Annotated in this window: 27 protein-coding genes; 6 read left to right on the top strand and 21 right to left on the bottom strand. The window is 72.5% G+C overall.

Going from position 1 to position 21,596, the window contains the following annotated elements:
• The first annotated feature begins 130 nt into the window (after positions 1-130).
• Entirely contained in the window at positions 131-1,633 is a 1,503-nt protein-coding gene (gene eccD / locus FK529_RS11650; protein ID WP_158635105.1) for a type VII secretion integral membrane protein EccD, read from the top strand.
• Positions 1,633-2,886 (top strand): type VII secretion-associated serine protease mycosin, encoded by a 1,254-nt coding sequence (gene mycP, locus FK529_RS11645; RefSeq protein ID WP_146561254.1) that lies wholly within the window; start codon positions 1,633-1,635, stop codon positions 2,884-2,886. Before eccD ends, mycP begins: the two co-directional genes overlap by 1 nt.
• A gap of 20 nt (positions 2,887-2,906) precedes the next feature.
• Here the strand turns inward: mycP and eccB are convergent, their stop codons facing one another.
• The gene (gene eccB / locus FK529_RS11640; RefSeq protein WP_158635104.1) at positions 2,907-4,325 is read right to left on the bottom strand and encodes a type VII secretion protein EccB; all 1,419 of its coding nucleotides are present in this window, start codon (positions 4,323-4,325) and stop codon (positions 2,907-2,909) included.
• Between the two features lie 130 nt (positions 4,326-4,455).
• Between eccB and FK529_RS11635 the strand changes: the two genes are divergently transcribed.
• Positions 4,456-5,907: a type VII secretion protein EccE gene (locus FK529_RS11635; RefSeq protein ID WP_158635103.1), complete on the top strand. Its 1,452-nt coding sequence runs from the start codon at positions 4,456-4,458 to the stop codon at positions 5,905-5,907.
• Between the two features lie 79 nt (positions 5,908-5,986).
• Here FK529_RS11635 and FK529_RS11630 read toward each other — a convergent pair whose 3' ends face one another.
• From FK529_RS11630 to truA, 12 genes are all read right to left on the bottom strand, one after another.
• Complete coding sequence (locus tag FK529_RS11630; protein WP_146561248.1) at positions 5,987-6,280, bottom strand: WXG100 family type VII secretion target; 294 nt, start codon at positions 6,278-6,280, stop codon at positions 5,987-5,989.
• 30 nt (positions 6,281-6,310) lie between these two features.
• A complete protein-coding gene (locus tag FK529_RS11625; RefSeq protein WP_146561246.1) occupies positions 6,311-6,613 on the bottom strand; it encodes a WXG100 family type VII secretion target in 303 nt (100 codons plus the stop codon).
• Between the two features lie 67 nt (positions 6,614-6,680).
• A complete protein-coding gene (locus FK529_RS11620; RefSeq protein ID WP_146561244.1) occupies positions 6,681-7,397 on the bottom strand; it encodes an ESX secretion-associated protein EspG in 717 nt (238 codons plus the stop codon).
• Positions 7,394-8,368: a PPE domain-containing protein gene (locus FK529_RS11615; protein ID WP_146561242.1), complete on the bottom strand. Its 975-nt coding sequence runs from the start codon at positions 8,366-8,368 to the stop codon at positions 7,394-7,396. The genes FK529_RS11620 and FK529_RS11615 overlap by 4 nt, the downstream gene beginning before the upstream one ends.
• 2 nt (positions 8,369-8,370) lie before the next feature.
• A complete protein-coding gene (locus FK529_RS11610; RefSeq protein ID WP_146561240.1) occupies positions 8,371-8,682 on the bottom strand; it encodes a PE family protein in 312 nt (103 codons plus the stop codon).
• Positions 8,683-8,749: 67 nt separating this feature from the next.
• A complete protein-coding gene (locus FK529_RS20030) occupies positions 8,750-10,150 on the bottom strand; it encodes a hypothetical protein (RefSeq protein WP_158635102.1) in 1,401 nt (466 codons plus the stop codon).
• Between the two features lie 2 nt (positions 10,151-10,152).
• Positions 10,153-10,446, bottom strand: a complete 294-nt coding sequence (locus tag FK529_RS11600) for a hypothetical protein (protein WP_331456326.1) — start codon at positions 10,444-10,446, stop codon at positions 10,153-10,155.
• Positions 10,447-10,567: 121 nt separating this feature from the next.
• Positions 10,568-10,870, bottom strand: a complete 303-nt coding sequence (locus tag FK529_RS11595) for a YbaB/EbfC family nucleoid-associated protein (RefSeq protein WP_146561236.1) — start codon at positions 10,868-10,870, stop codon at positions 10,568-10,570.
• Entirely contained in the window at positions 10,870-11,166 is a 297-nt protein-coding gene (locus FK529_RS11590; RefSeq protein WP_146561233.1) for a hypothetical protein, read from the bottom strand. Before FK529_RS11590 ends, FK529_RS11595 begins: the two co-directional genes overlap by 1 nt.
• A gap of 17 nt (positions 11,167-11,183) precedes the next feature.
• Positions 11,184-12,395, bottom strand: coding sequence for a type VII secretion-associated protein (locus tag FK529_RS11585; protein WP_146561231.1), 1,212 nt, complete (start codon positions 12,393-12,395; stop codon positions 11,184-11,186).
• A 9-nt stretch (positions 12,396-12,404) separates the two neighbouring features.
• Entirely contained in the window at positions 12,405-13,049 is a 645-nt protein-coding gene (locus FK529_RS11580; protein WP_146561229.1) for a DedA family protein, read from the bottom strand.
• 68 nt (positions 13,050-13,117) lie between these two features.
• The gene (gene truA, locus FK529_RS11575; RefSeq protein ID WP_146561226.1) at positions 13,118-13,951 is read right to left on the bottom strand and encodes a tRNA pseudouridine(38-40) synthase TruA; all 834 of its coding nucleotides are present in this window, start codon (positions 13,949-13,951) and stop codon (positions 13,118-13,120) included.
• A gap of 42 nt (positions 13,952-13,993) precedes the next feature.
• Between truA and FK529_RS11570 the strand changes: the two genes are divergently transcribed.
• Complete coding sequence (locus FK529_RS11570; RefSeq protein ID WP_146561224.1) at positions 13,994-14,455, top strand: SRPBCC domain-containing protein; 462 nt, start codon at positions 13,994-13,996, stop codon at positions 14,453-14,455.
• Positions 14,456-14,595: 140 nt separating this feature from the next.
• Here FK529_RS11570 and rplQ read toward each other — a convergent pair whose 3' ends face one another.
• From rplQ to rpmJ, 6 genes are all read right to left on the bottom strand, one after another.
• Positions 14,596-15,303, bottom strand: coding sequence for a 50S ribosomal protein L17, sunset domain variant (gene rplQ, locus FK529_RS11565; RefSeq protein WP_146561222.1), 708 nt, complete (start codon positions 15,301-15,303; stop codon positions 14,596-14,598).
• Positions 15,304-15,337: 34 nt separating this feature from the next.
• A complete protein-coding gene (locus FK529_RS11560) occupies positions 15,338-16,396 on the bottom strand; it encodes a DNA-directed RNA polymerase subunit alpha (RefSeq protein WP_146561220.1) in 1,059 nt (352 codons plus the stop codon).
• 79 nt (positions 16,397-16,475) lie between these two features.
• Positions 16,476-17,081 (bottom strand): 30S ribosomal protein S4, encoded by a 606-nt coding sequence (rpsD, locus tag FK529_RS11555; RefSeq protein ID WP_146561218.1) that lies wholly within the window; start codon positions 17,079-17,081, stop codon positions 16,476-16,478.
• 21 nt (positions 17,082-17,102) lie between these two features.
• Complete coding sequence (rpsK, locus tag FK529_RS11550; protein WP_068522638.1) at positions 17,103-17,513, bottom strand: 30S ribosomal protein S11; 411 nt, start codon at positions 17,511-17,513, stop codon at positions 17,103-17,105.
• Positions 17,513-17,884, bottom strand: a complete 372-nt coding sequence (gene rpsM, locus FK529_RS11545) for a 30S ribosomal protein S13 (RefSeq protein ID WP_068522639.1) — start codon at positions 17,882-17,884, stop codon at positions 17,513-17,515. Before rpsM ends, rpsK begins: the two co-directional genes overlap by 1 nt.
• Positions 17,885-18,067: 183 nt before the next feature.
• Positions 18,068-18,181 (bottom strand): 50S ribosomal protein L36, encoded by a 114-nt coding sequence (gene rpmJ / locus FK529_RS11540; protein WP_013127970.1) that lies wholly within the window; start codon positions 18,179-18,181, stop codon positions 18,068-18,070.
• Positions 18,182-18,445: 264 nt separating this feature from the next.
• On the opposite strand from rpmJ, the gene FK529_RS11535 reads away from it, so the two are divergent.
• Positions 18,446-19,177 carry a chymotrypsin family serine protease gene (locus tag FK529_RS11535; RefSeq protein WP_146561216.1) on the top strand — a complete coding sequence of 244 codons (732 nt, stop codon included), beginning with the start codon at positions 18,446-18,448 and terminating at the stop codon, positions 19,175-19,177.
• Between the two features lie 120 nt (positions 19,178-19,297).
• Here FK529_RS11535 and infA read toward each other — a convergent pair whose 3' ends face one another.
• Both infA and FK529_RS11525 read right to left on the bottom strand, forming a co-directional pair.
• Positions 19,298-19,519 carry a translation initiation factor IF-1 gene (gene infA, locus FK529_RS11530; protein ID WP_005140011.1) on the bottom strand — a complete coding sequence of 74 codons (222 nt, stop codon included), beginning with the start codon at positions 19,517-19,519 and terminating at the stop codon, positions 19,298-19,300.
• A gap of 108 nt (positions 19,520-19,627) precedes the next feature.
• The gene (locus FK529_RS11525) at positions 19,628-20,158 is read right to left on the bottom strand and encodes an NUDIX hydrolase (protein ID WP_231703046.1); all 531 of its coding nucleotides are present in this window, start codon (positions 20,156-20,158) and stop codon (positions 19,628-19,630) included.
• A 74-nt stretch (positions 20,159-20,232) separates the two neighbouring features.
• Between FK529_RS11525 and FK529_RS11520 the strand changes: the two genes are divergently transcribed.
• Positions 20,233-21,534 (top strand): bifunctional o-acetylhomoserine/o-acetylserine sulfhydrylase, encoded by a 1,302-nt coding sequence (locus FK529_RS11520; RefSeq protein ID WP_146561211.1) that lies wholly within the window; start codon positions 20,233-20,235, stop codon positions 21,532-21,534.
• The last annotated feature ends 62 nt before the right edge of the window (positions 21,535-21,596 follow it).

Genomic DNA, 21,596 nt, shown 5'->3' with positions numbered 1-21,596 from the left:
ACGGTCGGGCCGACGGACGGGAGGCTTTCGACGAACTTCTCGCGGAAGGGAACCGATCGCCGCGCTGGTGCGTCCAATGAGTACCGGGCCCTGATTTCGGCGGGCGCCGAACGGCATGCGAGGGGGCGCGATGACCGACGTGATGGAGGAGACCACCGCCGAGGTGGCGCGGCTGAGCCGCGTCTCGGTGTTGTGCGGCGGGACGCAGGTGGATGTCTCCCTGCCGCTGCTGACTCCGACCGAGGTGCTGATCCCGGAACTCGTGCGGCTCTTCGGCGACCGGATCGGCGGCTCCGCGGAGTCGGCGTGGTCGCGGCCCTGGCGACTCGCGCCGGTCGGCGGGGAGCCGCTCCCGGGCCCGCAGACCCCGGCCGACGCCGGCATTTCCGACGGAGCGCTCCTGGTCCTGTTCGTGGCGACCGCCCCGACCCCGCCGCCGGTCTTCGACGACGTCTTCGACTGCACCGCGGCCGATCTCGTGGCGGGCCGCCGGTGGGACGAGCGGGCGGCCATGATCGTCGGACTGGTGGTGCTCGGCCTGGCGACCCTCGCGACGGGGGCGGTCGCGCTGCGGCTGGGTCTCGCGCCGCGGAGCGCCGACGGGGCGCGGCCGGCGGCGGACCACGTCTTCGCGCAACTGTGGTGCGGCGCGGCCGCGCTCGCACTGCTCACCGGCGCAGTGCTGTCCGCGCGGCGGATGGCCGTCCCGGGGCCGGTGCCGACGGCTCTCGCCGTGTGCGCCAGCATCCTCGCCGGGGTGACCGGCGCGCTGATCGTCCCGCTCGGTGCGGACAGCCGCTACGGACCTCCGCACGCACTCCTGGCCGCCGCGGCGGCCGCCGTGTCCGCACTGGTGGCGCTGAGATTCACGGGCCGCGGGATCGCGGTCCACACCGCGCTGCTCGCCGCGACCGCTCTCGTCGGGCCGGCGATGTTCGCCGCGCTGTGGCTACCGGGACACCGCGCCGCGCTCGGCGCCAGCACCGCGATCGTCGCGTACCTCGTGCTGGTCTTCGCCGCTCGGATCGCCGCCATCGCAGCGCGCCTGCCGCTGCCGCACGTACCGGCGGCGGGCGAGCGGATCGATCCCATCGATGACGATCCGCCGCCGACGGTCGTCGGCGTCGGCGCGGTCGCGGCCGGCCTCGATGACGAGCACGGCGAGCGCGACGTGCCGCCGCGCTCCGACCTCGCGCAGCGCGTCTGCACCGGCATCACCGTGGGCGCCGCCGCCACCGGTGCGGTCGCCGCCCTCGCCGTCGGCGCCGCCTCCCGCGAACTGCCGGGGCATCACCTCGCCTTCGCACTGGTCATGGCGATCGCCTTCTGCTTGCGCGGGCGTACGCACGCGGAGCCGGTGCAGGCGGGTGCGGGCGTCCTCGCCGGCGCGGTCATCGCCATCGGCACCGCCACCGGCCTCGCGTGGGGCTACGGCTCGTGGCCGGTCGTCGGTCTGGTGGGCCTCGCGCTGATCGGCGTCGTGGCACTCGCCTGCGGCGTTCTCGCCCCGCGCATCGCCTTCAGCCCGGTGCAGCGGCGCCTGGCCGAACTCGGCGAGTACCTCACGATCGCCGCGGCGGGCCCGCTGCTGGGCTGGGTCTGGGACGTGTACTCGACCGTACGGAACCTGTGATGCGTCGGGGGATCCGGGCCGCGACCGCGGCGGCGGTGTTCACGCTCGCTGTCCCCGTGAGCGGGCCGGCGTCCGCCGATCCGCCCCCCGACGGTGCGCCGCGCGGTCCCGTCGCTCCGCTCGCGCCCACGGTCCAACGCTCCCAGTGCAACACGCTCCGCACGCAACCCGGAACCGACTACGCGCGTCCGGATCACTCGGCCCGGTCCCTCCGATTCGATCAGGCCTGGCGGTTCACCCGCGGCGAGGGGCAGAAGGTCGCGGTCATCGACACCGGTGTCACGCCGCACCCGCGGCTCGGCGAGGTGATCGCGGGCGGGGACTACGTCTCGTCCGGGGACGGCCGCGACGACTGCGACGCGCACGGCACCGCCGTCGCGGGAATCATCGCCGGCCGGCCCGCCCCGGGCGACGCCTTCACCGGGGTCGCCCCCGCGGCGTCCATCATCGCCATCCGCCAGGCCAGCGCGGCTTTCGAGCCGCAGCAGCGCGGCGTCAACAGCCACGGCAACGTGACCACCATGGCCTACGCCGTGGTGCGCGCGGTCGACCTGGGCGCCACCGTCATCAACATCTCCGAGGTGGCCTGCGCGGGATCGGCGGCCGCGCTCGGCGACGACGCGCTCGGACGTGCCGTGCGGTACGCCGCGGAGCGGAACGTCGTGGTGGTCGCCTCGGCGGGCAACGTCTCGTCGGGCACCGCCTGCGCCGACCAGAACGCGAATCCCGCAGCGCCGACGACCTTCGCCTCGCCCGCGCGGTTCGCCGAGCAGGTGCTCACCGTGGGTGCTACCGAGCCCGACGGACGGCCCGCCGCGTTCTCCCTGGCGGGACCGTGGGTGACGGTCGCCGCGCCCGGCACCGACGTGACGACGCTCGAGCCGCGCGGCGCGGGGCTGGCCAACGCCCAGGTGACCCGCGAGGGCACGACTCCGCTCGCCGGGACGAGCTACGCCGCGCCGTACGTGGCCGGCGTAGCCGCCCTGGTCCGTGCGCGGTACCCGCAGCTCAGCGCGGCACAGGTACGCAACCGGATACTGACGACCGCGCGCCGGTCCGCGGGGATGGGTGGGGCGGGCATCGTCGATCCCGTCGCTGCGGTGTCTGCGGCACTCCCCGACGAGATGTCCGCGCTGGGCCGGCTCGACGTGGCCTCCGCGCCGGCGCCCGACACCCGGCCGCGGGCGTACGCCCTCGCCGGGCTCGCGCTGCTCGCCGTCGCCGGGGTCGCCGCCTGCCTGGCCCGCCGCTGAGCCGCGTTCGCCGCTAACGCTCAGCGGTCGAGAGTGATCGGAGAGCCGTCGCGGGTCACAGAGGCGGCGGCCCGCGTGAGGTCGGGCCCCGCCGGGATCGCCGCCAGCACGGACCAGGCCACGGGGCGAGGCTTGTGCTGCAGGCCGAGGATCTGCGCCGTCTCCTCGTTCGGAATGCCGTACCGCACTCCCGAGTCCGAGACGTAGAACAGGCCGTCGCGACGCTCGCCCCCGGGCTCGGCCGCCACCACGTACTCGCCCGAGCCGGACGGGACGGACGCGAAGTCGAGGGCGTCGCCGGCACCGTCGGCACCCGCCAGCGCGACCGGTGCCGCCGGGCCCGGCGGGGTACGGAAGGTGCGCAGTTCCACCGTGCCGCCGCCCGCGCCGTCGGTGGACGCGGCCGCGCACACGACGGGCGCGTCGCGCACCGACCGCAGAGACGGACGATGGTCGGGCAGGTCGCCGACGGGCACGGTGCGGCGGGTGGCGGCAGCGGCGACGGCGGGCGCCGACGCCGTTCCGATCGCGGTTCCCGCAGGATCGCCGGCCCGGATGAGGTCGGCCGCCCAGGTTCCCACGGGTTGGACGCCGTCCGCGAGAACCACGTACAACCGTTCGTGATCGGTGTCCGAGACGCGTACCACGTCACCCACGCGGGCGCCGCTCAGTGCGTTCGACGGCTGGCCCCGCCCCGGGATCTGTGGGACAGCGATGGCATCGATCGGCTCGAAGGCGTTGAGCAGGGGCGCGCTGATCGCGCGGGCGGAAGCTCCGTCGATCCCGGCGAGACTGCGCACCAACGGATCCGACGGGTCCACCGGCGCTCGCACACCTCCGAACAACAGGAAGTGCGCGTCGCCGCGACGGACGAGGACCGCGCCGTCGTCCGTGGTGCCGTCGTCGACCGACGAGACCATCGTGTCGAGCGCGTCCCGCGCGGTGGGCTTGTCCGACGGGGCCGGCCGCGTCCGGTCGCACAGGAGCCACGGCGAGGCGCCCTCGGACCACGCCGAGACTGGGCCAAGGATCTGGGCGGGCGCGCCGACGATGCCCACCTCGGGTCCGCGGCGGAAGCCGCTGAGCCGCTTGTCCTTCACCGACGCGGGCTGTGCGGCTTCCCCGACCACCAGGCGGGCGGACGCGAGGCCGTTCACCGGATGCAGCACGTCCTCGACCCGGACGTAGAGGGCGCCGGATTCCTTGGCGAGCACGATCTTCGCGTCGCCCACGGCGCCCTGCGGCCGCAGCAGCGCCAACACCCCGCAGCCACCGGTGATGACGAGCGCCAGCACCAGGCCTGCGATGAGTGAGCGTGACTGGGACGCCATCGGATCCGAGATCATGCGCGGATCCCGGCGCAGCAGCGCATGATCCATCCGCCGCAAGATGAACCGGTACCCGCTCACCTGCGCACGCGTGGTCAACTGCTTCCTCATGACGCCCTCCCCCAAGGTGCGTTGCGTCCGCTTCCCCCGAAGCGGACGTCCGGACGCCCAGAGTACGGTACTTTCGCGCACGGCAGCACGTTTCGGGGGAGACGGGCCCACCATCGACGGGGGAGCGCACATGGAACAGACATCTGGAACGACCGGGCTCGTCGCGCCCGGACGCTGGCACCGCGCGGCGTGGCCCGCCGGGGGCGCCGTACTCCTGGCGGAGGCAGCAGCGGCCGCAGCGGGACTCGGCACGGGCGCACTCGGCGGGCCGCACTGGGCGGCCGCCACCGCGGCCCTGGCCGTGGGGGCGGGGGCACTCACGCGGGTACGCGGCACCTCCGGCGCGGAGTACGCGGCGGACCGGCTCCGCCTGCGGGCGGCGGCCGGCGCGGTCGTCGAGGCGGCGGTGAGCCCCGATGGCGGCGAGATCGGGGTGCGCCGCGCCGGCCGTCAACTGACCGTCTTCGTGCGGCCGGCGCCGCCGGCGCCACACCTGGTCGCGATGATGCTCCGCGAGGACGCCGCCGTTCCGCTGCGACTGCTCGCGGATCTGCTCCGGCACAGGGACACTCCTGCCGCCCGGATCGACCTGCTGTTGGCGGGCGGGCGGATTCCGGGCGAGCCGCCCGCGCCGCGGATGCGCTACCAACAGTTGCTCGGCCCCCTGCAGCGCTGGGCCACGACGGACGTGCTGATCGCCGTGACGATCGACCCCGCGGACTGCGCGGCCGCCTGCGCGCGGCGCGGCGGCGGGCCGTCTGCCGAGCTCCGGGTCGCGGCGCTCGCGGCGCAGCGGGCCGTCGACGCGCTCCGCGCCCAGGGCGTCGCGGCAGTACCGCTGCGCCCCGTCGACGTCGCCGGTATCGATCCGACCCCGCCGGCCGGCTCCGTTCCCTGCGCCCCCGAATCGCTCACCCGGGGCGACCTCCGGCCCCTGTTCTCGGGTGACGCCCCGGGGCGCGCGGGGATCTCGGTCCGTCCCGCCGAGAGCGGCGGAATCCGCGTGGGCGCGTGGCGCACCGCCGACGGCACGGAGCCGCCCGGGCGGCGCGGCGATCACGAGGCGACCGGACCGATCGGATCCCTGACGGCACTGCACGTTCCCCTCGCCGGCTGCGGGCAGGTGCTCGGCTCGGACGCTACCGGTGGGCCTGTAGCCGCGCGGCTGCACGGCCGCGGTGTGCGCTCGGTGTGGGCCGCTGTCGCCGACGACCCGGCGCGCCAGCTCGTGGAGCGGGCCGTCGCCACCGGGGCCCGGGTCCTCATGGTGACGGGCCGGCCGGCGATGTGGGAACCGCTGGTGACCTGGGTGGGATCGCCTCGCCACCTGTGGATCTCCGGTTGGCACTATCCACGTCATATCGCGGCGCCGAGCCCCGCCGACTACACGGTGACGGTGCTCGACGGCACCGCCGCGGGGCTGGCTCCGGGAACGGTGGAGCCCACGGGGACGGTGTGGCGGATCGAGCAGGCGGGGATCTCGCCCGTGACGGAGGCCGACGTGGTGCTCAGCCAGCCACTGCCGGGCATGCTCACGGTGCGCACCGACGGAGGCGCGGCCACCTTGCGGCTCGTCGCCTAGTCACCGGAGCCCGCGGAACGGGTCGGGCCCGGTAGCCGTGGCGGCTACCGGGCCCGAGGTGTTCAGTGCGGCAGAGCGCCTAGGCCCAGCCGGCTGCTGCCTGGTTGTTGGTCTGCTGCATCGACGCCACCGCGTTCTCCGCAGCCGTCCGCACGCGCCCCAGCAGGTCGTTGATGTCCTCGAAGCTGGTGTTCCACCGGGTCTGCACCGCCTGGTAAGCGGTCGCGGAGTCCGGATCCTCCCAGGCGTCCGCGAACTTGTTCTGCTCGACGCGGATCGCATCGGCCTGCTGGATCAGCACCGTGGTGCGCTGCGCGATGTCGTCGAGCGCGCCCCGGATCGTGGCGTAATCGTAGCGGATCATGTCGCTCATGCTTGTTCCCCTTCGTCTTTCGGATGCGGACTACAGGCTCAACGCCGTGATATCGGAGGTGTTCTGCTCCTCCTGGGTGCGGTAGCTCGTGGTGTTGCCCGAGAGCATGGTGCTGATGTCGACGAGCGCGGTGTTCACCTTCGCGGCGCTCTCGTCCCACCGCGCCATCACGCCGAGGAAGGCCACCTGGGCCGCGCCGGCCCACACCCCCTGCGTCGCCTCGACGTCGCTCCGCAGCTGGTTCAGGGTCGTCTTCATCTGAGCCCCCAGATCGTCCAGCGTGTCGGCGCCGGTCTTCATCGCCGCGAGTTCGGCCCTGGTTCCGGTTGCCATCGTGTACTCCTCCCCGCCGGACGTGCCGGCTCCGTCGGCCCGCGCCGGACGGCGCGCGCCGTTCCGGTCACGGCGTCCAGCCGCCCCCCGGAAGTTCCTCGCAGGCGCGCCGCAGCGCCCTGCCGATGCGGTGCGCGCTGCCCTCGGCGACGGAGATCCAGGCCCCCGCACCCGGCTCGCTCGCCGTCCGCACCACGACCCGCCCACTCGGCGAGTCGATCACCGCGACCACCGCCGGGCAGCGGTGGTCCGCCGCATGCACCGTGAACTCGACGCTGCGCTGCGAGCGGGCGAAGACCCGCCCGATCAGCCGCGCCGCATCCGCATCCACCCCGATCGCGCGCAGCGCCGCACCGATCTCGCCCGCGTCTCCCGCGCGCAACGCCGCCCGCCCCGCGTCGCCCGGGAAGGACGCAGCGACCGCGGGATCCGCGGGCGGCATTGTCCCCAGCACGGGTGCGACGAGCGCCGCCAGCCGCTCCGCGGAGCCGTCGCAGTGCGGGAGGTCGACGGTCGCGGTTCCCGCGACACGCACCACCCGCGCGGTGAGGTGTCCCGAACGCGCCAGCGACAGCCGGGTGTCCAGCGGCCCCGTCGCCCGGGCCTCGAGCCGCACCTGCGGCGCGGCGAGCACGTCCAGGGCTGCGGCTTCGTCGGCGTCGAGCTCGGCCCGCGCCTCCAGTGCGGGCTCGACGGTCCGCCGCGGGTCGGGAGGCGTCCACAGCACGGCCGGCACCTCGGTGCCGAACCGCGCGCTGAGCGCCGCCACCGGGTGCGCCGTCACGCCTGCTCCGCCAGGGACTCGCCATGGGCGCCCAGTACCGCGGGCGCAGCGTGGACCACGAAGGCGTCGGGCTCGTCGTCCGGCTCGGACGGCACCGCACCCGTCGGCTGCACCGCGTGCCTCGCGGCCGCGGCGGCGCCGGCGGCGCCCAGCATCCCGGCGGGCATCATCGGGACACCCCGGCCCGCGGACGAAGCGGAGGTCGACGCCGGAGGCGCGGGCTTGCCGGCCCCGTCGTGATCGCGCTGCACCGCGCTCGCCGGGAAGACCCCGAGCGGCGCGGCCGGGACCCCGACTCCGGCAGCACCGCCGGCCCCGCCGACACCGCCACCACCCCGGCCGGCGCCGGACCCGCTGCCCGAGCGCTTGTCCTTCGTCGTCCTGGTCCGCGCGTCCGGCAGCTTCGGCGGCGCGGCGAACTCCCACGGCGCGCGGAGCGGTTCCGACGCCCGTTCGAAACCGGTCATCACCGCAGCGGCGGTGCCGTGCGCCTGCTGCTCGACTCGCTCGGAATCCGCAGCGGCCCCAGCCAGGGCGGCGACCGCGGGTTCGGCCCCGCCCGCCGCCGCAGCGGCCTGGGCGTTCTCGCGGTCCGTACGGATCCGGGCGGCGTCGGCAACCGTGGGCATCGCCCTCGCGGCGGTCTCGTACGCCGCCGCCTGACCGGCGACCTTCGTCGCGTACTCCGCGAGATCCGCCGCATGCCGGGCCAGCCACCGCGCGTACTCCGGCAACGGGCCGGTGCGCCGCACGCCGGACTCCTCGCGCCCCAGGTCCACCGCGCCGTCGAGCCGTACCACGAGCCGGTCGAGCTGCACGGCCGCCGCGCCGTAGGCGGAGGCGAGCCGCGCGGTCTCCTGCGCCGCGGTGCTGAGCGGCTGCGCGCCCGCCCCGCCGAGGAGATCGCCCGCGAGCCTCTCGGTGGTGCGGGTAGACCAGTCGACACCGGTGAACCCCGGATCGCGGAGCACGGTCAGACCACCAGTCCGAGGGTGGCGCCGAGCTCGGAGTCCCCACGCTGCACCGCGGTGACGTGGCCGGAGACGGCCTCGCCGAGGCGGCGCAGGTCGGCGACAGCGACCTCCGCCGCGCGGACCTGGTTCTCCCCCATACGCTGCGCTGTGCGGGCCACGGTCACCGAGACCTCGTCCCTCCCCGTGGCGGCGGGCGTGGCATGCGGCTGGAACCGCTTCTGCGCGCCGCGCAGATCCTCGACGATCCGCTCGATGCCGCGGGCGATCTCCCGCGCCTCCTGCGGATCCATGCTCAGCTTGCTACCGGCCACGATGTGCACTCCCCCCGAAGTTGTTCCTATCCATTAGACGCACCGGCACCCGGTACGGTTCCGCCTCTCACAGGCGAAGTTCCACGTCCGGTTGGTCGTACCCCTGCGCCGGCAGCGCGTCCCCCACGACCTGCGGTCCGACCAGCGGCAGGTCGCCGAGCACGCTCTCACCGTTGTCACTGGTGACGAGGTAGTCGGGCACCGCATGATCGGCCGCCGACGCACCGCGGGCGCCTGCGGCTCCAGCGGCACCCATCGGCATCATCGGCGCCGCCATGCCCCCGCGCGAGACGACCTCGGACGACGCCGGCACCGTCCGGGCACCGCCCTCCACGACCGGGGCGCGCGCCGCGGGCGCTGTGGACTGCGGCTGAGACAGGGTCGCGGCGGCGCCGACCCCTGAGCCGATGCCGCCGATCCCGCCGATGCCACCGCCGCCCGCCCCCGATCCGGCCCCGGAGCCGACCCCGCCCGCTCCGCCCCCGGTGAGGGTCGCGGCGGCCGGGAAGTCGCCCGTGGCAGCCGTTTCCGTTGTCGTTCTCGTCGCGGCGTCCTTGTCGGTGCTAGCCGCGGACTCCGCCAGCCCGCTCAGGGCCTCCCCCGCCGACGTCGCGACGCCGACCGCGGTCTTCACCGCCCCCGACACCGTCTCGGTGGCGAGCTTGCCGACGGCGGTGACGGCCCCCATCGCCGCGGACACTACACCGGGAATCACCGAGGCCGCGGCCTGCGCCGCGGCGGAGGCGGACGTCGTCGGCGGCGAGGCGACGGGCACCTTGCGACCGGCCGCACCCACCTGCGCGCTGAGCCCCGACAGTTGACTCTTCGTGCGCGCCACCACCTCCGTGGCCTGCGTGAGGTGCTCCTGCGCCGCAGCGACAGCCGCGGCCTGACCGGGCGGGAGCCACAGGGACGGGCCGAGCGCCGCGATCACCGCCATGAAGGAGTCGATGATCGCCTGTAGTTCGGCCTCCCCGGTGCCGACCACCGTCGCCGCCTCGCCGACCGCGGTCGACAACTCCGCGCCCTGCTCCGCGGCCAGGCCCGTGCCGGTCGCGGCCTCGAGTCCCTTGCCGGTCGCCGCGGTGGCGGCCGGCCCCTGCCACACCGAGGAGAGCTGGCTGATCGCCTGCATCCCCATCGAGACGCCCTGTTCCAGCGCCTTCGACGCGCCGGACAGCGCGGCCGAGGGGTCGAGCCCCTCGAAGCTGCCCGAGCCGAAGGTCGAGAGCAGGTCGGTCATCGGTTTGACCAGCCCGGCGACGTCGAAGCCGGGCACCTGCGGGGCATCCGGGACGCCCTTCGGCGCCGCCGGGAGTTCCTGCTGCGGAGGCTTTTCCGGCGCCGTCGGCACCGGCGGCAGACCGAGCGCCGCGAGCACCTCGTTGACGGGCCGGTCCAGCAGGGCCCGGATCGCAGGATCGAGCGCGGCGTCCGGCGCCGCCGGGACCGCGACGGGATCGGTCACCGTCAGATCCCTACGGAGCCCAGTCCCGCGACGTTGCCCGCCTCGGTCAGGCCGTACGCGGCGACCGTCCCCGCCGAGGAGGCCGCGATCCCGCCGTACAACACCGCCAGCTCCGCGACGGACTCCACGTGCACCGCCTGCGCGGCGGTGAACGCCGCGAGGAAGTCCTGCCCGATCAGGCCCAGCGCCGGATTCAGCGCCGCGACGTTGGCCGCCGCGTCCACCGTGCCCGCCGTCGCGACCGCCGCTCCGATCCCGGCGTTGGCGGCCCCGAAGGCCGAGATCGCCGAATTCACCGCTATGAACATTGCTCTCCCCCATCGTGTGCAACGGGGCCCGGTGCGAAGGCCCTCATCAATTGGACGCACCAGCTCGGGATTCGGATCCCGATTCGCTCCCCCCACGCGACGGACCGCGTCAGCCCACGGCGAAGTCGGCGTGGAAACGCTCCATCACCGCGGCGCGGCGGGCCTGCACCTCGCGGGCCGCGACGGCGCAGACGTCGACGATGCGCCGACCGAGGTCGGCACCGTCGGACCTGCAGGCCGCCGGGGTCAGGGTGAGCCCGACCAGCGCGCACACCCCGTCGAGCTCGACGCGGATCGCGCCGTCCGGGCTGGACACCGCGACACGGACGTCGTCGAGTTCCGCGCTGGTGCGGCGCATGACGCGCAGCTGTTCGTGCGCGCGGGCCTCGATCCGATCCATCTCGGCGCTCATCAGACCCTCCGCAGCCAGGTGCCAACAGCCTCGTCTCGTGCGGGCGGCGGCGCGGCGACGGGTTCGGGAAGGCGCAGGGCGCGCAGCACCTCCGGTCCCACGCCCGCGCGCTCGAGTTCCGCGCGGCGACGCAGGCCGGCGGCGGTCGCGGCCTCCCGGCAGAGCCGGACGATGGAGTCTGCCAGGTCCTGCGGCGCGCGGCGCAGCTCCGTCCGCTCGATGGCGATGTGCAGCGGGGTGCCCTGATCGTTGGCGCGCACCCGGAGCCCTCCGTTGGTGGATGTGGCGATGGTCATTTCTCCCCCTTCATGTTTCATTCCTCCCGTACCGTCCCGACGGCGCGCTCGCAGGCGCCGGCCAGCGGCGCCGCGGTGCGCCCCGCCTCGCAGCCGACGCTCAACTGCGCCGCACCCGTCACCACGACGTACCAGTCCACGTACCGCTCCGCGTCGATCCGCTCGCGGTAGCCGATCACCTCGCGGCCCGCGACGAGGGTGCTGCGGTTCAGATCGGTGATGCGGTGGTCCGACCGCCGCGCGAGGGCGGCTTCCAGATCCGCCGCGACGGCCGCGATGTCCGCCGGTGCCCGCAGCCGGGTGCGGACCACGGTGACGCGGCGACCGTCGTCCGCCTGCGCCAGCCTCCGGTCCGGACCCGGCTCAGTGACCGCCCAGCCTCGTGGGAGGTCGACGGAGGTGCCGTCGAAGGCGACGCGAACGAAGCCGTCCGCCGGCGGCGCGGGCCGTTTCGGGGCGGGCGGCGGCGCGCCGGGCAGGCACGCGACCGCAACCGCGGCCACCACCACCCCACTGGCCCCGGCGCCGGCCGCGACGAGCGACCGGCGCCGCAACCTTCGATGTCCGGTCGTCCGTTCCGGCGTTTCCTCGGACGAGTGACCGGACGACGCGGGCTCCGGCTCCGAATCCGGATGGACCGCGAGCACGGCCTGCGGATCCGTGTGCACGACGCGCCAGAGGTGCACCGTCGCCAGCGCCCGGCGTATCCGGTGGTAGACCTCGGGCGGGCCGTCGACCAGGGCCTGGTCGATGTCGTCGTCGACGATCTTCCGGGCAGCGCGAACCGGATCCGGATGGGACGCGGAGGCGACGGGGCGCCAGGCCCCGTCGGTGAGCGCGAGGACGTGCGCCTGCGTCACCGGGCCGCGGCATTCCAGGACGAGAGCGCGCCGGCAGTAGAGCACGCCCTCGGTACGCACCAACGCCTCCGCGCGCGGGATCACTTCGGCGTCCACCCCGAGCGAGCCGGCGGCCGCGGCGATCAGGCTGCGCCGTGGAGCACCGAAGACGCTGGGCGCCAGCACCGTCCAGGTGCGCGACGGTGCGCTGCCGCTCGCCGCATCGGACAACCACTGCGCCCACCGCCGGGTCGCCGTCGCGGGCGCGAGGAACTCGTCGACGTCCGCCGGAGCGGCCGTCGACCGCACGGCGCCGTCGGGCCCGCGTACGTACCATTCATCCCCCGCGCAATCGATGACGATGCGCTCCGGGTCCCCCAACCCGATCATGCGGGGAGATTAGCGCGTGGCGGGCTCCGCCGTCGCGGCTTCCGCGGATTCGCGCTTGCGGGCGCGCCGACGGGTGATCACGGTGATCACGATGGGGATGATGATCGTCAGCGCGGAGCCGATGAACAGCACCTCGAGGTGGTCGCGCAGCAGCGGGATGCCGCCGAGGTAGTAGCCGAGCAGCACGATGCCGTCGCACCACAGGATCGAACCGAGCACCGAGAACAGCGTGAAGGTGCGGTGGTTCATCCGCGAGAAGCCCGCGAGCACGGGCACCAGCGTGCGGACGATACCGATGAACCGCGCGAACATCACCGTGAACGGGCCGTACTTGTCGAAGAAGGCGTACGTCTTGTCGACAGGGCCCTGCCCGATGAAGTTCATGACTCTGCCGCGCATCACCTTCGGGCCCGCGTACCGGCCGAGGGCGTAGCCGCACTGGTCGCCGAGGATCGCCGCGATCGGGAGGAACACCAGCAGTTGCCACAGCTCCGCGAAGGGCTGGGGCTGCGCCGCGAAGATGCCCGCGGTGAACAGGATCGAATCCCCAGGGAAGATGAAGCCCACCAGCAGGCCGGTCTCGATGAAGATCAGCAGGATCAGGCCGATGAGGCCCGCGGAGCCGAGGAAGCCCGTGATGTCGAAGGGGTTCACATCACCCGAGTATTCACGCGACGGGCGTCGCTGCCGTGAACTCCGGGCGAACGGCGCCCCAAGCTCCGTCAGTCGCCGCAGCAGCCGCCGCTCGCGCCCGGCCCCGGGCCGTCGACCTCGCGCTTCTCGCGGGTGATCAGGTTGCGCGCGGCGAGCTCGTCGTCGGCGGGGTAGTCGACGCGGACCAGCGTGAGCCCGCACGCCGCGGCCACGTTGATGGCGCTGGAGCGCTCGCGCTCGTCGAGCAGCCCGGCGGCCCAGTCGGCGGACCGTCGGCCCTCCCCGACCGCGGCGACCGCCCCGACGAGGGACCGCACCATCGACCAGCAGAAGGCGTCGGCGGAGACCTCCGCGGTGCACACCCCGTCGGCGTCGCGGCGCCAGGCGAAGCGCTGCAGCTCGCGGACCGTCGTGGCGCCCTCGCGGCGGCGGCAGAAGGCGGCGAAGTCGTGCAGGCCGAGCAACCGGTCGCTCGCCTCCTGCATCCGGTCCACGTCGACGGGCCGCCGCCACGGCGCGGTGTCGCGGGCGCGCAGCGGGTTCGCGCCGAAGGGGGCATCGGTGAGGCGGTACTCGTAGTGGCGGCGCAGGGCGGAGAAGCGGGCGTCGAACTCGGGCGGGGCGGTGCTGATCGTGGTGACGCGGACGTCCTGCGGGAGCATCCGTGCGAGGCGGCGGACCGGGCCGTCGGGCAGGGCGACGTCGGTGTCGAGATGGGCGACCTGCCCCGTGGCGTGGACGCCCGCGTCGGTGCGGCCGGCCACGGTGAGCTGCACGTCCGTCCGCAGGATCGTGCCGATCACCTCTTCCAGCACGCCGCAGACGGTGCGCCGCTCGGGCTGGCGGGCCCACCCGCTGAAGTCGGTGCCGTCGTAGGCGATGTCGAGGCGGTAGCGAGTCATATCGCCGGAAATTCTACCGGTGAGCGGCGTAGCGTCGGCCTCATGACCGACACCGCACAGACTGTGACCGTCACCGCCGACGTCCCGCCCGAGGTGCTGTTCGACGCCCTCACCCGCCCTGCAGTGCACGCGGCGGCCGACGGCTCCGGCATGCTCCGCGGCGTCTCCGCCGGCAGTCCCGAGGTGATCACCGCCGTCGGCGACGTCTTCGGCATGGAGATGACCGCAGAGGACGGGCGAGAGTACTCGGTGGACAACCACGTGACCGCGTTCGATCCGGGCACGCGGCTCGCGTGGCTGCCCGCCAGGCGGGGGAAGCCGCCGGTCGGCGTCGAGTGGTCGTGGACGTTCACCCCGGAGGGAAACGGGACGCTCATCGCCGTCACCTGCGACTGGTCGCGCGTGACCGACGAGGCGTATCTCGCGCGCTTCACGCTGCCGCGGGTGTCGGCGGAGAAGGTGCGGGCCACCGTCGACGCCGTGATCGCGGCGACGCACGGCTGACCGTCGAGTAAGTAGCAGTGCTCGCAGAAGAAGTCCCTGGTGGGCATCTGGGCTAACGCTGTTAAGTCAGGAGACGACGGCAGGGAGACGACGAAGCCCGCCACCTGCGATGCAGATGGCGGGCTTGCGTGCGTGGGTGACTACTCCGAGTCGGAGGCGTCCTCCTGCTGTGACTTCGGCAGCGAGTAGCCCGCGGCCTCGGCCGAAGCCTCGTCGGCGAACCAGATCTCGGCGACCGTCGAGTCGAAGAAGCGGGTACCGGGGCGGTGGTACAGCTTCGAATCGGCGTTGCCCTTGATCGGGAAGCCCTCGGGGGCCTCGTTGACGTCCTCGAGCGGCGCGTGCGCGCCGGCTGGGAGGTCCGAGCCCTCGGCCGCGTCCTCGGCCGGAGCCTCGGTCTCGGTGATCTCCGCAGCCTCGACGGCGGCGGACTTGGCCGCGGCCTGCGAGGCGGCGACGCGGGTGGCGCGCGAGGCCTCGGTGGCGGCGAGCTGCTCGGTCACGATCTCGATGACCGCCATCGGGGCGTTGTCGCCCTTCCGGTTCTCGGTCTTGATGATCCGGGTGTAGCCGCCCTGACGGTCGGCGACGGCCGGAGCGATCTCCGCGAACAGCACGTGCACGACGTCCTTGTTGCGGATCTCCTTCATGACCTCGCGGCGGTTGGCCAGCTTGCCGTGCTTGGCATGGCTGATCAGCTTCTCCGCGTAGGGGCGCAGGCGCTTGGCGCGGGACTCGGTGGTCTCGATGCGGCCGTGCTCGAAGAGCGCGGTCGCGAGGTTCGCCAGAATGTGCTTCTGGTGCGAGGCCGAGCCGCCCATCCGGGCGCCCTTAGTGGGCCTAGGCATTGTTTCTCCTGTGGGGTTTTACGAGCTGGTTAGCTCAGAGCTGCTCGGTCTCGGCGTAATCCTGGTCGCCATCGGCGTCGCCCGAGAACGACGGCTCGTCGCTCCAGGTACCGGTGGCCGGGTCGTACCCGTCGACCTGCGACGGATCGAACGACGCGGGGCTGTCCTTGAGGGCCAGACCCAGCGCGTGCAGCTTGACCTTGACCTCGTCGATCGACTTCTGACCGAAGTTACGGATGTCGAGAAGATCGGACTCGGTGCGGGCCACGAGCTCGCCCACGGTATGCACACCCTCGCGCTTGAGGCAGTTGTACGAGCGCACCGTCAGGTCGAGGTCCTCGATCGGCAGCGAGAACGCCGCGATGTGGTCGGCCTCGGCCGGCGACGGGCCGATCTCGATGCCCTCGGCCTCGACGTTGAGCTCGCGCGCCAGGCCGAAGAGCTCGACCAGGGTCTTACCCGCCGACGCCAGGGCGTCGCGCGCGGTCATCGAGTTCTTGGTCTCGACGTCCAGGATCAGACGATCGAAGTCGGTGCGCTGCTCGACACGGGTGGCCTCGACCTTGTAGGTCACCTTCAGCACGGGCGAGTAGATCGAGTCGACCGGGATCCGGCCGATCTCGGCGCCCGACGCCTTGTTCTGCACGGCCGGCACGTAGCCGCGGCCCCGCTCGACGACGAGCTCGATCTCGAGCTTGCCCTTGTCGTTCAGGGTGGCGATGTGCAGGTCGGGGTTGTGAACGGTGACCGACGCCGGGGGAACGATGTCGCCCGCGGTGACGGCGCCCGGACCCTGCTTGCGCACGTACATGGTGACCGGCTCGTCGTCCTCCGACGAGACGACCAGGCCCTTGAGGTTCAGGATGATGTCGGTGACATCCTCCTTGACGCCCGGAACCGTGGTGAACTCGTGCAGCACGCCGTCGATGCGGATGCTGGTCACGGCCGCGCCCGGGATGGACGACAGCAGCGTGCGGCGGAGCGAGTTGCCCAGCGTGTAACCGAAGCCCGGCTCCAGCGGCTCGATGATGAACTTCGAGCGCGCGTCGGAGATGACCTCTTCGCTGAGGGTGGGTCGCTGCGAGATGAGCATTGAGTATTCCTTCTCTCTGGGCGTCCGCTATTTGACGCCCGTAGAGGGCCGCCGGCGATCTACCGGCGGCCCGTACTACTTACTTCGAGTAGTACTCGACGATGAGCTGCTCCTGGAAGGGCACGACGATCTGCTCACGCTCGGGCACGCGGTGCACGAGGATGCGCAGGTTCGACGGAACCACCTGGAGCCACGCCGGAGGGGTGCGCTCGCCGAGGGTCTCACGCGCGATCTGGAACGGCGTGGTACCGAGCGACTTCGGGCGGACGTCGATGATGTCGTACTGCGAGACGCGGTACGAGGGAACGTCGACGCGCACGCCGTTCACCGTGAAGTGACCGTGGGTCACGAGCTGGCGGGCCTGGCGGCGGGTCCGCGTCAGGCCGGCGCGGTAGACGACGTTGTCCAGGCGGGTCTCAAGGATCTGCAGCAGGGCGTCACCGGTCTTACCGGTGGCGGCCTTCGCCTCCTTGTAGTAGCGGGAGAACTGCTTCTCCATCACGCCGTACAGGAAGCGCGCCTTCTGCTTCTCCTTGAGCTGCAGGAGGTACTCGGACTCCTTGATCCGCGCGCGGCCGTGCTGGCCGGGCGGGTACGGACGACGCTCGAACGCCTCGGAGCCGCCGACGAGGTCGACGCCCAGACGACGGGACTTACGGGTGACAGGGCCGGTATAACGAGCCATGGTTTCTCTCTCCTACCTTCCCTAGACCCGACGCCGCTTGGGCGGACGGCAGCCGTTGTGCGGCTGCGGCGTCACGTCGGAAATGGTGCCCACCTCGAGGCCGGCGGCCTGCAGCGAGCGGATTGCGGTCTCGCGGCCCGAGCCCGGGCCCTTGACGAAGACATCGACCTTCTTGACGCCGTTCTCCTGCGCCTTGCGGGCAGCGTTCTCGGCGGCGAGCTGCGCGGCGAACGGGGTGCTCTTGCGCGAGCCCTTGAAGCCGACGTGGCCCGAGGAGGCCCAGCTGATCACGTTGCCGCTGGGGTCCGTGATCGAGACGATCGTGTTGTTGAACGTGCTCTTGATGTGAGCGTGGCCGTGCGGGACGTTCTTCTTTTCGCGACGACGCGAAACGCCCTTCTTCGCGCCCGTGGCGCGCGACTTCGGAGGCATTACTTCTTCTTTCCGGCGATGGTCTTCTTCGGACCCTTACGGGTGCGAGCGTTGGTCTTGGTGCGCTGGCCACGCACGGGCAGGCCACGACGGTGGCGGATGCCCTGGTAGCACTGGATCTCGATCTTGCGACGGATATCGGCCTGCACCTCACGGCGCAGGTCGCCCTCGACCTTGTAATCCGTGCCCTCGATGAAGTCACGGAGCTTGGTCAGGTCCTCGTCGCTGAGATCCTTGCTGCGCAGATCCGGGCTCACACCGGTCTCGGCGAGAATCTCAGTCGCGCGGGTACGGCCGATGCCGTAGATGTAGGTCAGTGCGATCTCCATGCGCTTCTCGCGCGGGAGATCGACACCCATGAGACGTGCCATTCTTGGCGGTTTCCTTCTTCTAAGTCGGAGGTCTGCTCCCCGTCCGTCCCCGGTGGTTCCGGCGCTTTCACGCCGGCCGAGGCCCCGGCCTCCGAGCCGGGGGTGCACAGGGGCTCGTCTGCCCCTGCTGGTGCGGAGAGGTCATCGTGTGTTCAAGCGGCGAACCGCTCGAAGCGCACTGATCTAGCCCTGACGCTGCTTGTGGCGCAGGTTGTCGCAGATCACCATGACCCGGCCGTTACGGCGGATCACCTTGCACTTCTCGCAGATCGGCTTGACGCTGGGGTTGACCTTCACGTCAGTCCTATCCAGTTGTTCTCAGTGTTTTCAGGCGCCGCCACCGGTAGCCGGAAGGGCGCCACGGAGCGCACGACGAAGCCGCGCACGCACGCGATGATCCAGTGTACGCTTCACACCCGCGCGCCCCAAATCAGCCGACAGCGAGGCCGCGCCCACGCGAGAGCGGGCTCTCATGCTAACCTCAGGAATAACCGGTGATGCACTATTCACCACCGAAGATTCCGTGATTTGATCCCCCGATCCCGACAGGTAGGACCCGCGATGCGTCTGTCCCTCTCCCGCCGCCTCGGCGTCGCCGCGACCGTCGCCCTCGCGACCGCCGGCGTCGTCTCCGCCGCGCCCGCGTCCGCCGCGCCGCGCATCGTCGTGGGCCCCGGCTCCGAGATCGACGTGGTGCAGAACGAGACCGCGCAGGGCATCGAGGTCAGCGCCTGCACCGTCGGCGTGCTCGCCACCACCCCGGACGGCCGGCGCGTCGGCGTCACGGCCGGGCACTGCGGCAAGGCCGGCCAGGAGGTCACCGTGCCCGCGCCCGGCCAAGCCCGCGCGCTCATCTCCGTCGGCAAGATCGAGAAGTCCTCGAATCCGCCCACCGCGATGGTCGACGGCCACGAGGTCTCGACCAACGTCGCGCACCCCGACTGGGGCACCGTCTCCTTCAAGGAGGGCGTGCCGCTGGTGAACCGCCTGGGTAAGGCCGCGCCGCGCTCGCTCGGCAAGGCCCGGATCGGCGACAAGGTGTGCAGCCAGGGCCGCACCAGCGGCTGGGTCTGCGGCAGCGTCACCGACGTGACCGACAACCGCTTCCGCACCGATCTCAAGCTCCGCTCCGGCGACAGCGGCGCCTCGCTGATCCGCCTGTCGGACGGTGCCGCGCTCGGCATTCACGCCACCGGCTCGGTGGAGCCGGGCCGCGACGGCTCCGAGGTGTCCGACTACTGGGACCTGGGCTTCATCCTCGCCCAGGCCGGAGGCCTGCGCCTGGCGGTATAGCCCGGAGGCCTGCGTCTGGCGGTATAGCCCGGAGGGCTGCGCCTGGCGGTCCAGCCCGAACACGAGAAAGACCCACCCCGCGGGGTGGGTCTTTCTCGTATCCGCCTGCGCGCTACGCGGTCACTTGTACCGGTAGACGATGCGCCCGCGCGTCAGGTCGTACGGAGAGAGCTCCACGACGACCCGGTCCTCGGGCAGAATACGAATGTAGTGCTGCCGCATCTTGCCGCTGATGTGGGCGAGCACCTTGTGCCCGTTCTCCAGCTCGATGCGGAACATTGCGTTGGGGAGCGGCTCGACGACGCGGCCCTCCACCTCGATGGCTCCGTCCTTCTTGGCCATACCCTCCACGATCCTGTTGTCTTCAGCGGACGCCGTGTGCGACCTGTGCCCCTCCGTCGGAGGACGGGCATGCGGCCGAACGCCGCGCTACCCACCTATTCTACGCGCTCAGGACTCCTCCGACGAATCCTGCCCGGAACCGCACCCACCGCTGACGAGGTGCAACGCGAGTTCGACCGAGTCGGGGACGAAGTCGGCGGGGTCCGCGGCGACCGCCGCGAGCAGGTCGGCCGGCGCCATCCACGCGCCACTCTCGACCTCCTCCGGCTGGTGGACGACGGCACCGTCGTAGGTGCAGACGTACTGGAAGCAGACGAATCGGGTGAGGGCGTCGGCGTAGGCGCGCACCCCGGCGGGCCGCAGCGGGACCCCGTGCACGCCGAGCTCCTCGAAGGCCTCGCGTGCGGCGCCGTCGTCGGGCTCCTCCCCCGCCAGGAGCACCCCGCCCGCGCAGAAGTCGCGTAGCCCCGGGTAGACGTCCTTGATCGGGGTGCGGCGGTGCACGTAGATCCGTCCCGCGGAGTCGAAGACGAGGATGCCTGTGGTGCCGTGCCGCAGGTTCTCGGCGCGGACGCGGGACCGCGGCGCGGCGCCCGTCGGACGCCCGGCCTCGTCGTACAGCGCGACGATCTCGTCCACGGGCACCCCTCCCTTTCTCCACAGTATGAGTCAAACCCTGGACACTGCGGCACCGGTGCACTTGTATCGGGGCCATGACCAACCCGGACAGCCCGAACTGGCACTTCGAGACCACGCAGATCCACGCCGGGCAGACGCCCGACGGCGCGACCAACGCGCGTGCACTGCCGATCTACCAGACCACGTCGTACACGTTCAACAACACCGATCACGCCGCGGCGCTGTTCGGGCTGGCCGAGCCCGGCAACATCTACACCCGCATCATGAATCCGACGCAGGACGCCGTCGAGCAGCGGATCGCCGCGCTCGAGGGCGGCGTCGCCGCGCTGCTCGTGGCCTCGGGCCAGGCGGCCGAGACCCTCGCGATCCTCAACGTGGCGGAGTCCGGCGACCACATCGTCAGCTCCCCGTACCTGTACGGCGGCACCTACAACCTGCTGCACTACACCCTCGCCAAGCTGGGCATCGAGGTCAGCTTCGTCGAGAACCCGGATGACTTGGAGCAGTGGCGCGCGGCCGTCCGCCCCAACACCCGCGCCTTCTTCGCGGAGACCATCGCGAACCCGCGCGGCCACGTGCTCGACGTCGCGGGCGTCGCCGGCGTCGCGCACGAGAACGGGGTGCCGCTCATCGTCGACAACACCGTCGCGACCCCGTACCTGCTGCGCCCCCTCGAGCACGGGGCCGACATCGTCGTGCACTCGGCCACCAAGTACCTCGGCGGCCACGGCTCGGCGATCGGCGGCGTCATCGTCGACGGCGGGAAGTTCGATTGGACGCAGGGCCGGCACCCGAACTTCACCACCCCGGACCCGTCGTACCACGGCGTCGTCTTCGCCGACCTCGGCGAGCCCGCCTTCGCGCTGAAGGCGCGGGTGCAGCTGCTGCGCGACCTCGGTCCCGCGATCTCGCCGTTCAACGCCTTCCTGATCTCGCAGGGCATCGAGACGCTGAGCCTGCGCGTGGAGCGGCACATCGAGAACACGCAGAAGGTCGCCGAGTACCTCTCGGGCCAGGACGGCGTCACCGAGGTGATCTACGCCGGGCTGCCCTCCTCGCCGTATCACGAGCGTGCGAAGGAGCTGCTGCCCAGGGGCGCCGGCGCGATCGTCGCCTTCGAGCTGGCCGGCGGCGTGCCCGCGGGCAAGGCCTTCGTCGACGCGCTGCAGCTGCACAGCCACGTCGCGAACATCGGCGACGTGCGCTCGCTGGTGATCCACCCCGCGTCGACCACGCACAGCCAGCTCACCGAGCAGGAGCAGCTCGAGGCCGGCGTCACGCCGGGCCTGGTGCGCCTGGCCGTCGGCATCGAGCACATCGACGACATCCTCGCCGACCTGCAGCTGGGCCTCGCAGCCGCGGCGAACGCGTCCTAGGGAGCCTCGGGATGCGCGCGCTGCGGTGGTTGCGACATCAGGTCCGTTCCGTCCTCCAGGAC

The organism is Tsukamurella asaccharolytica (assembly GCF_007858435.1).
GTDB lineage: Bacteria > Actinomycetota > Actinomycetes > Mycobacteriales > Mycobacteriaceae > Tsukamurella > Tsukamurella asaccharolytica.
This window is presented reverse-complemented; position numbering and strand designations above follow the sequence as displayed.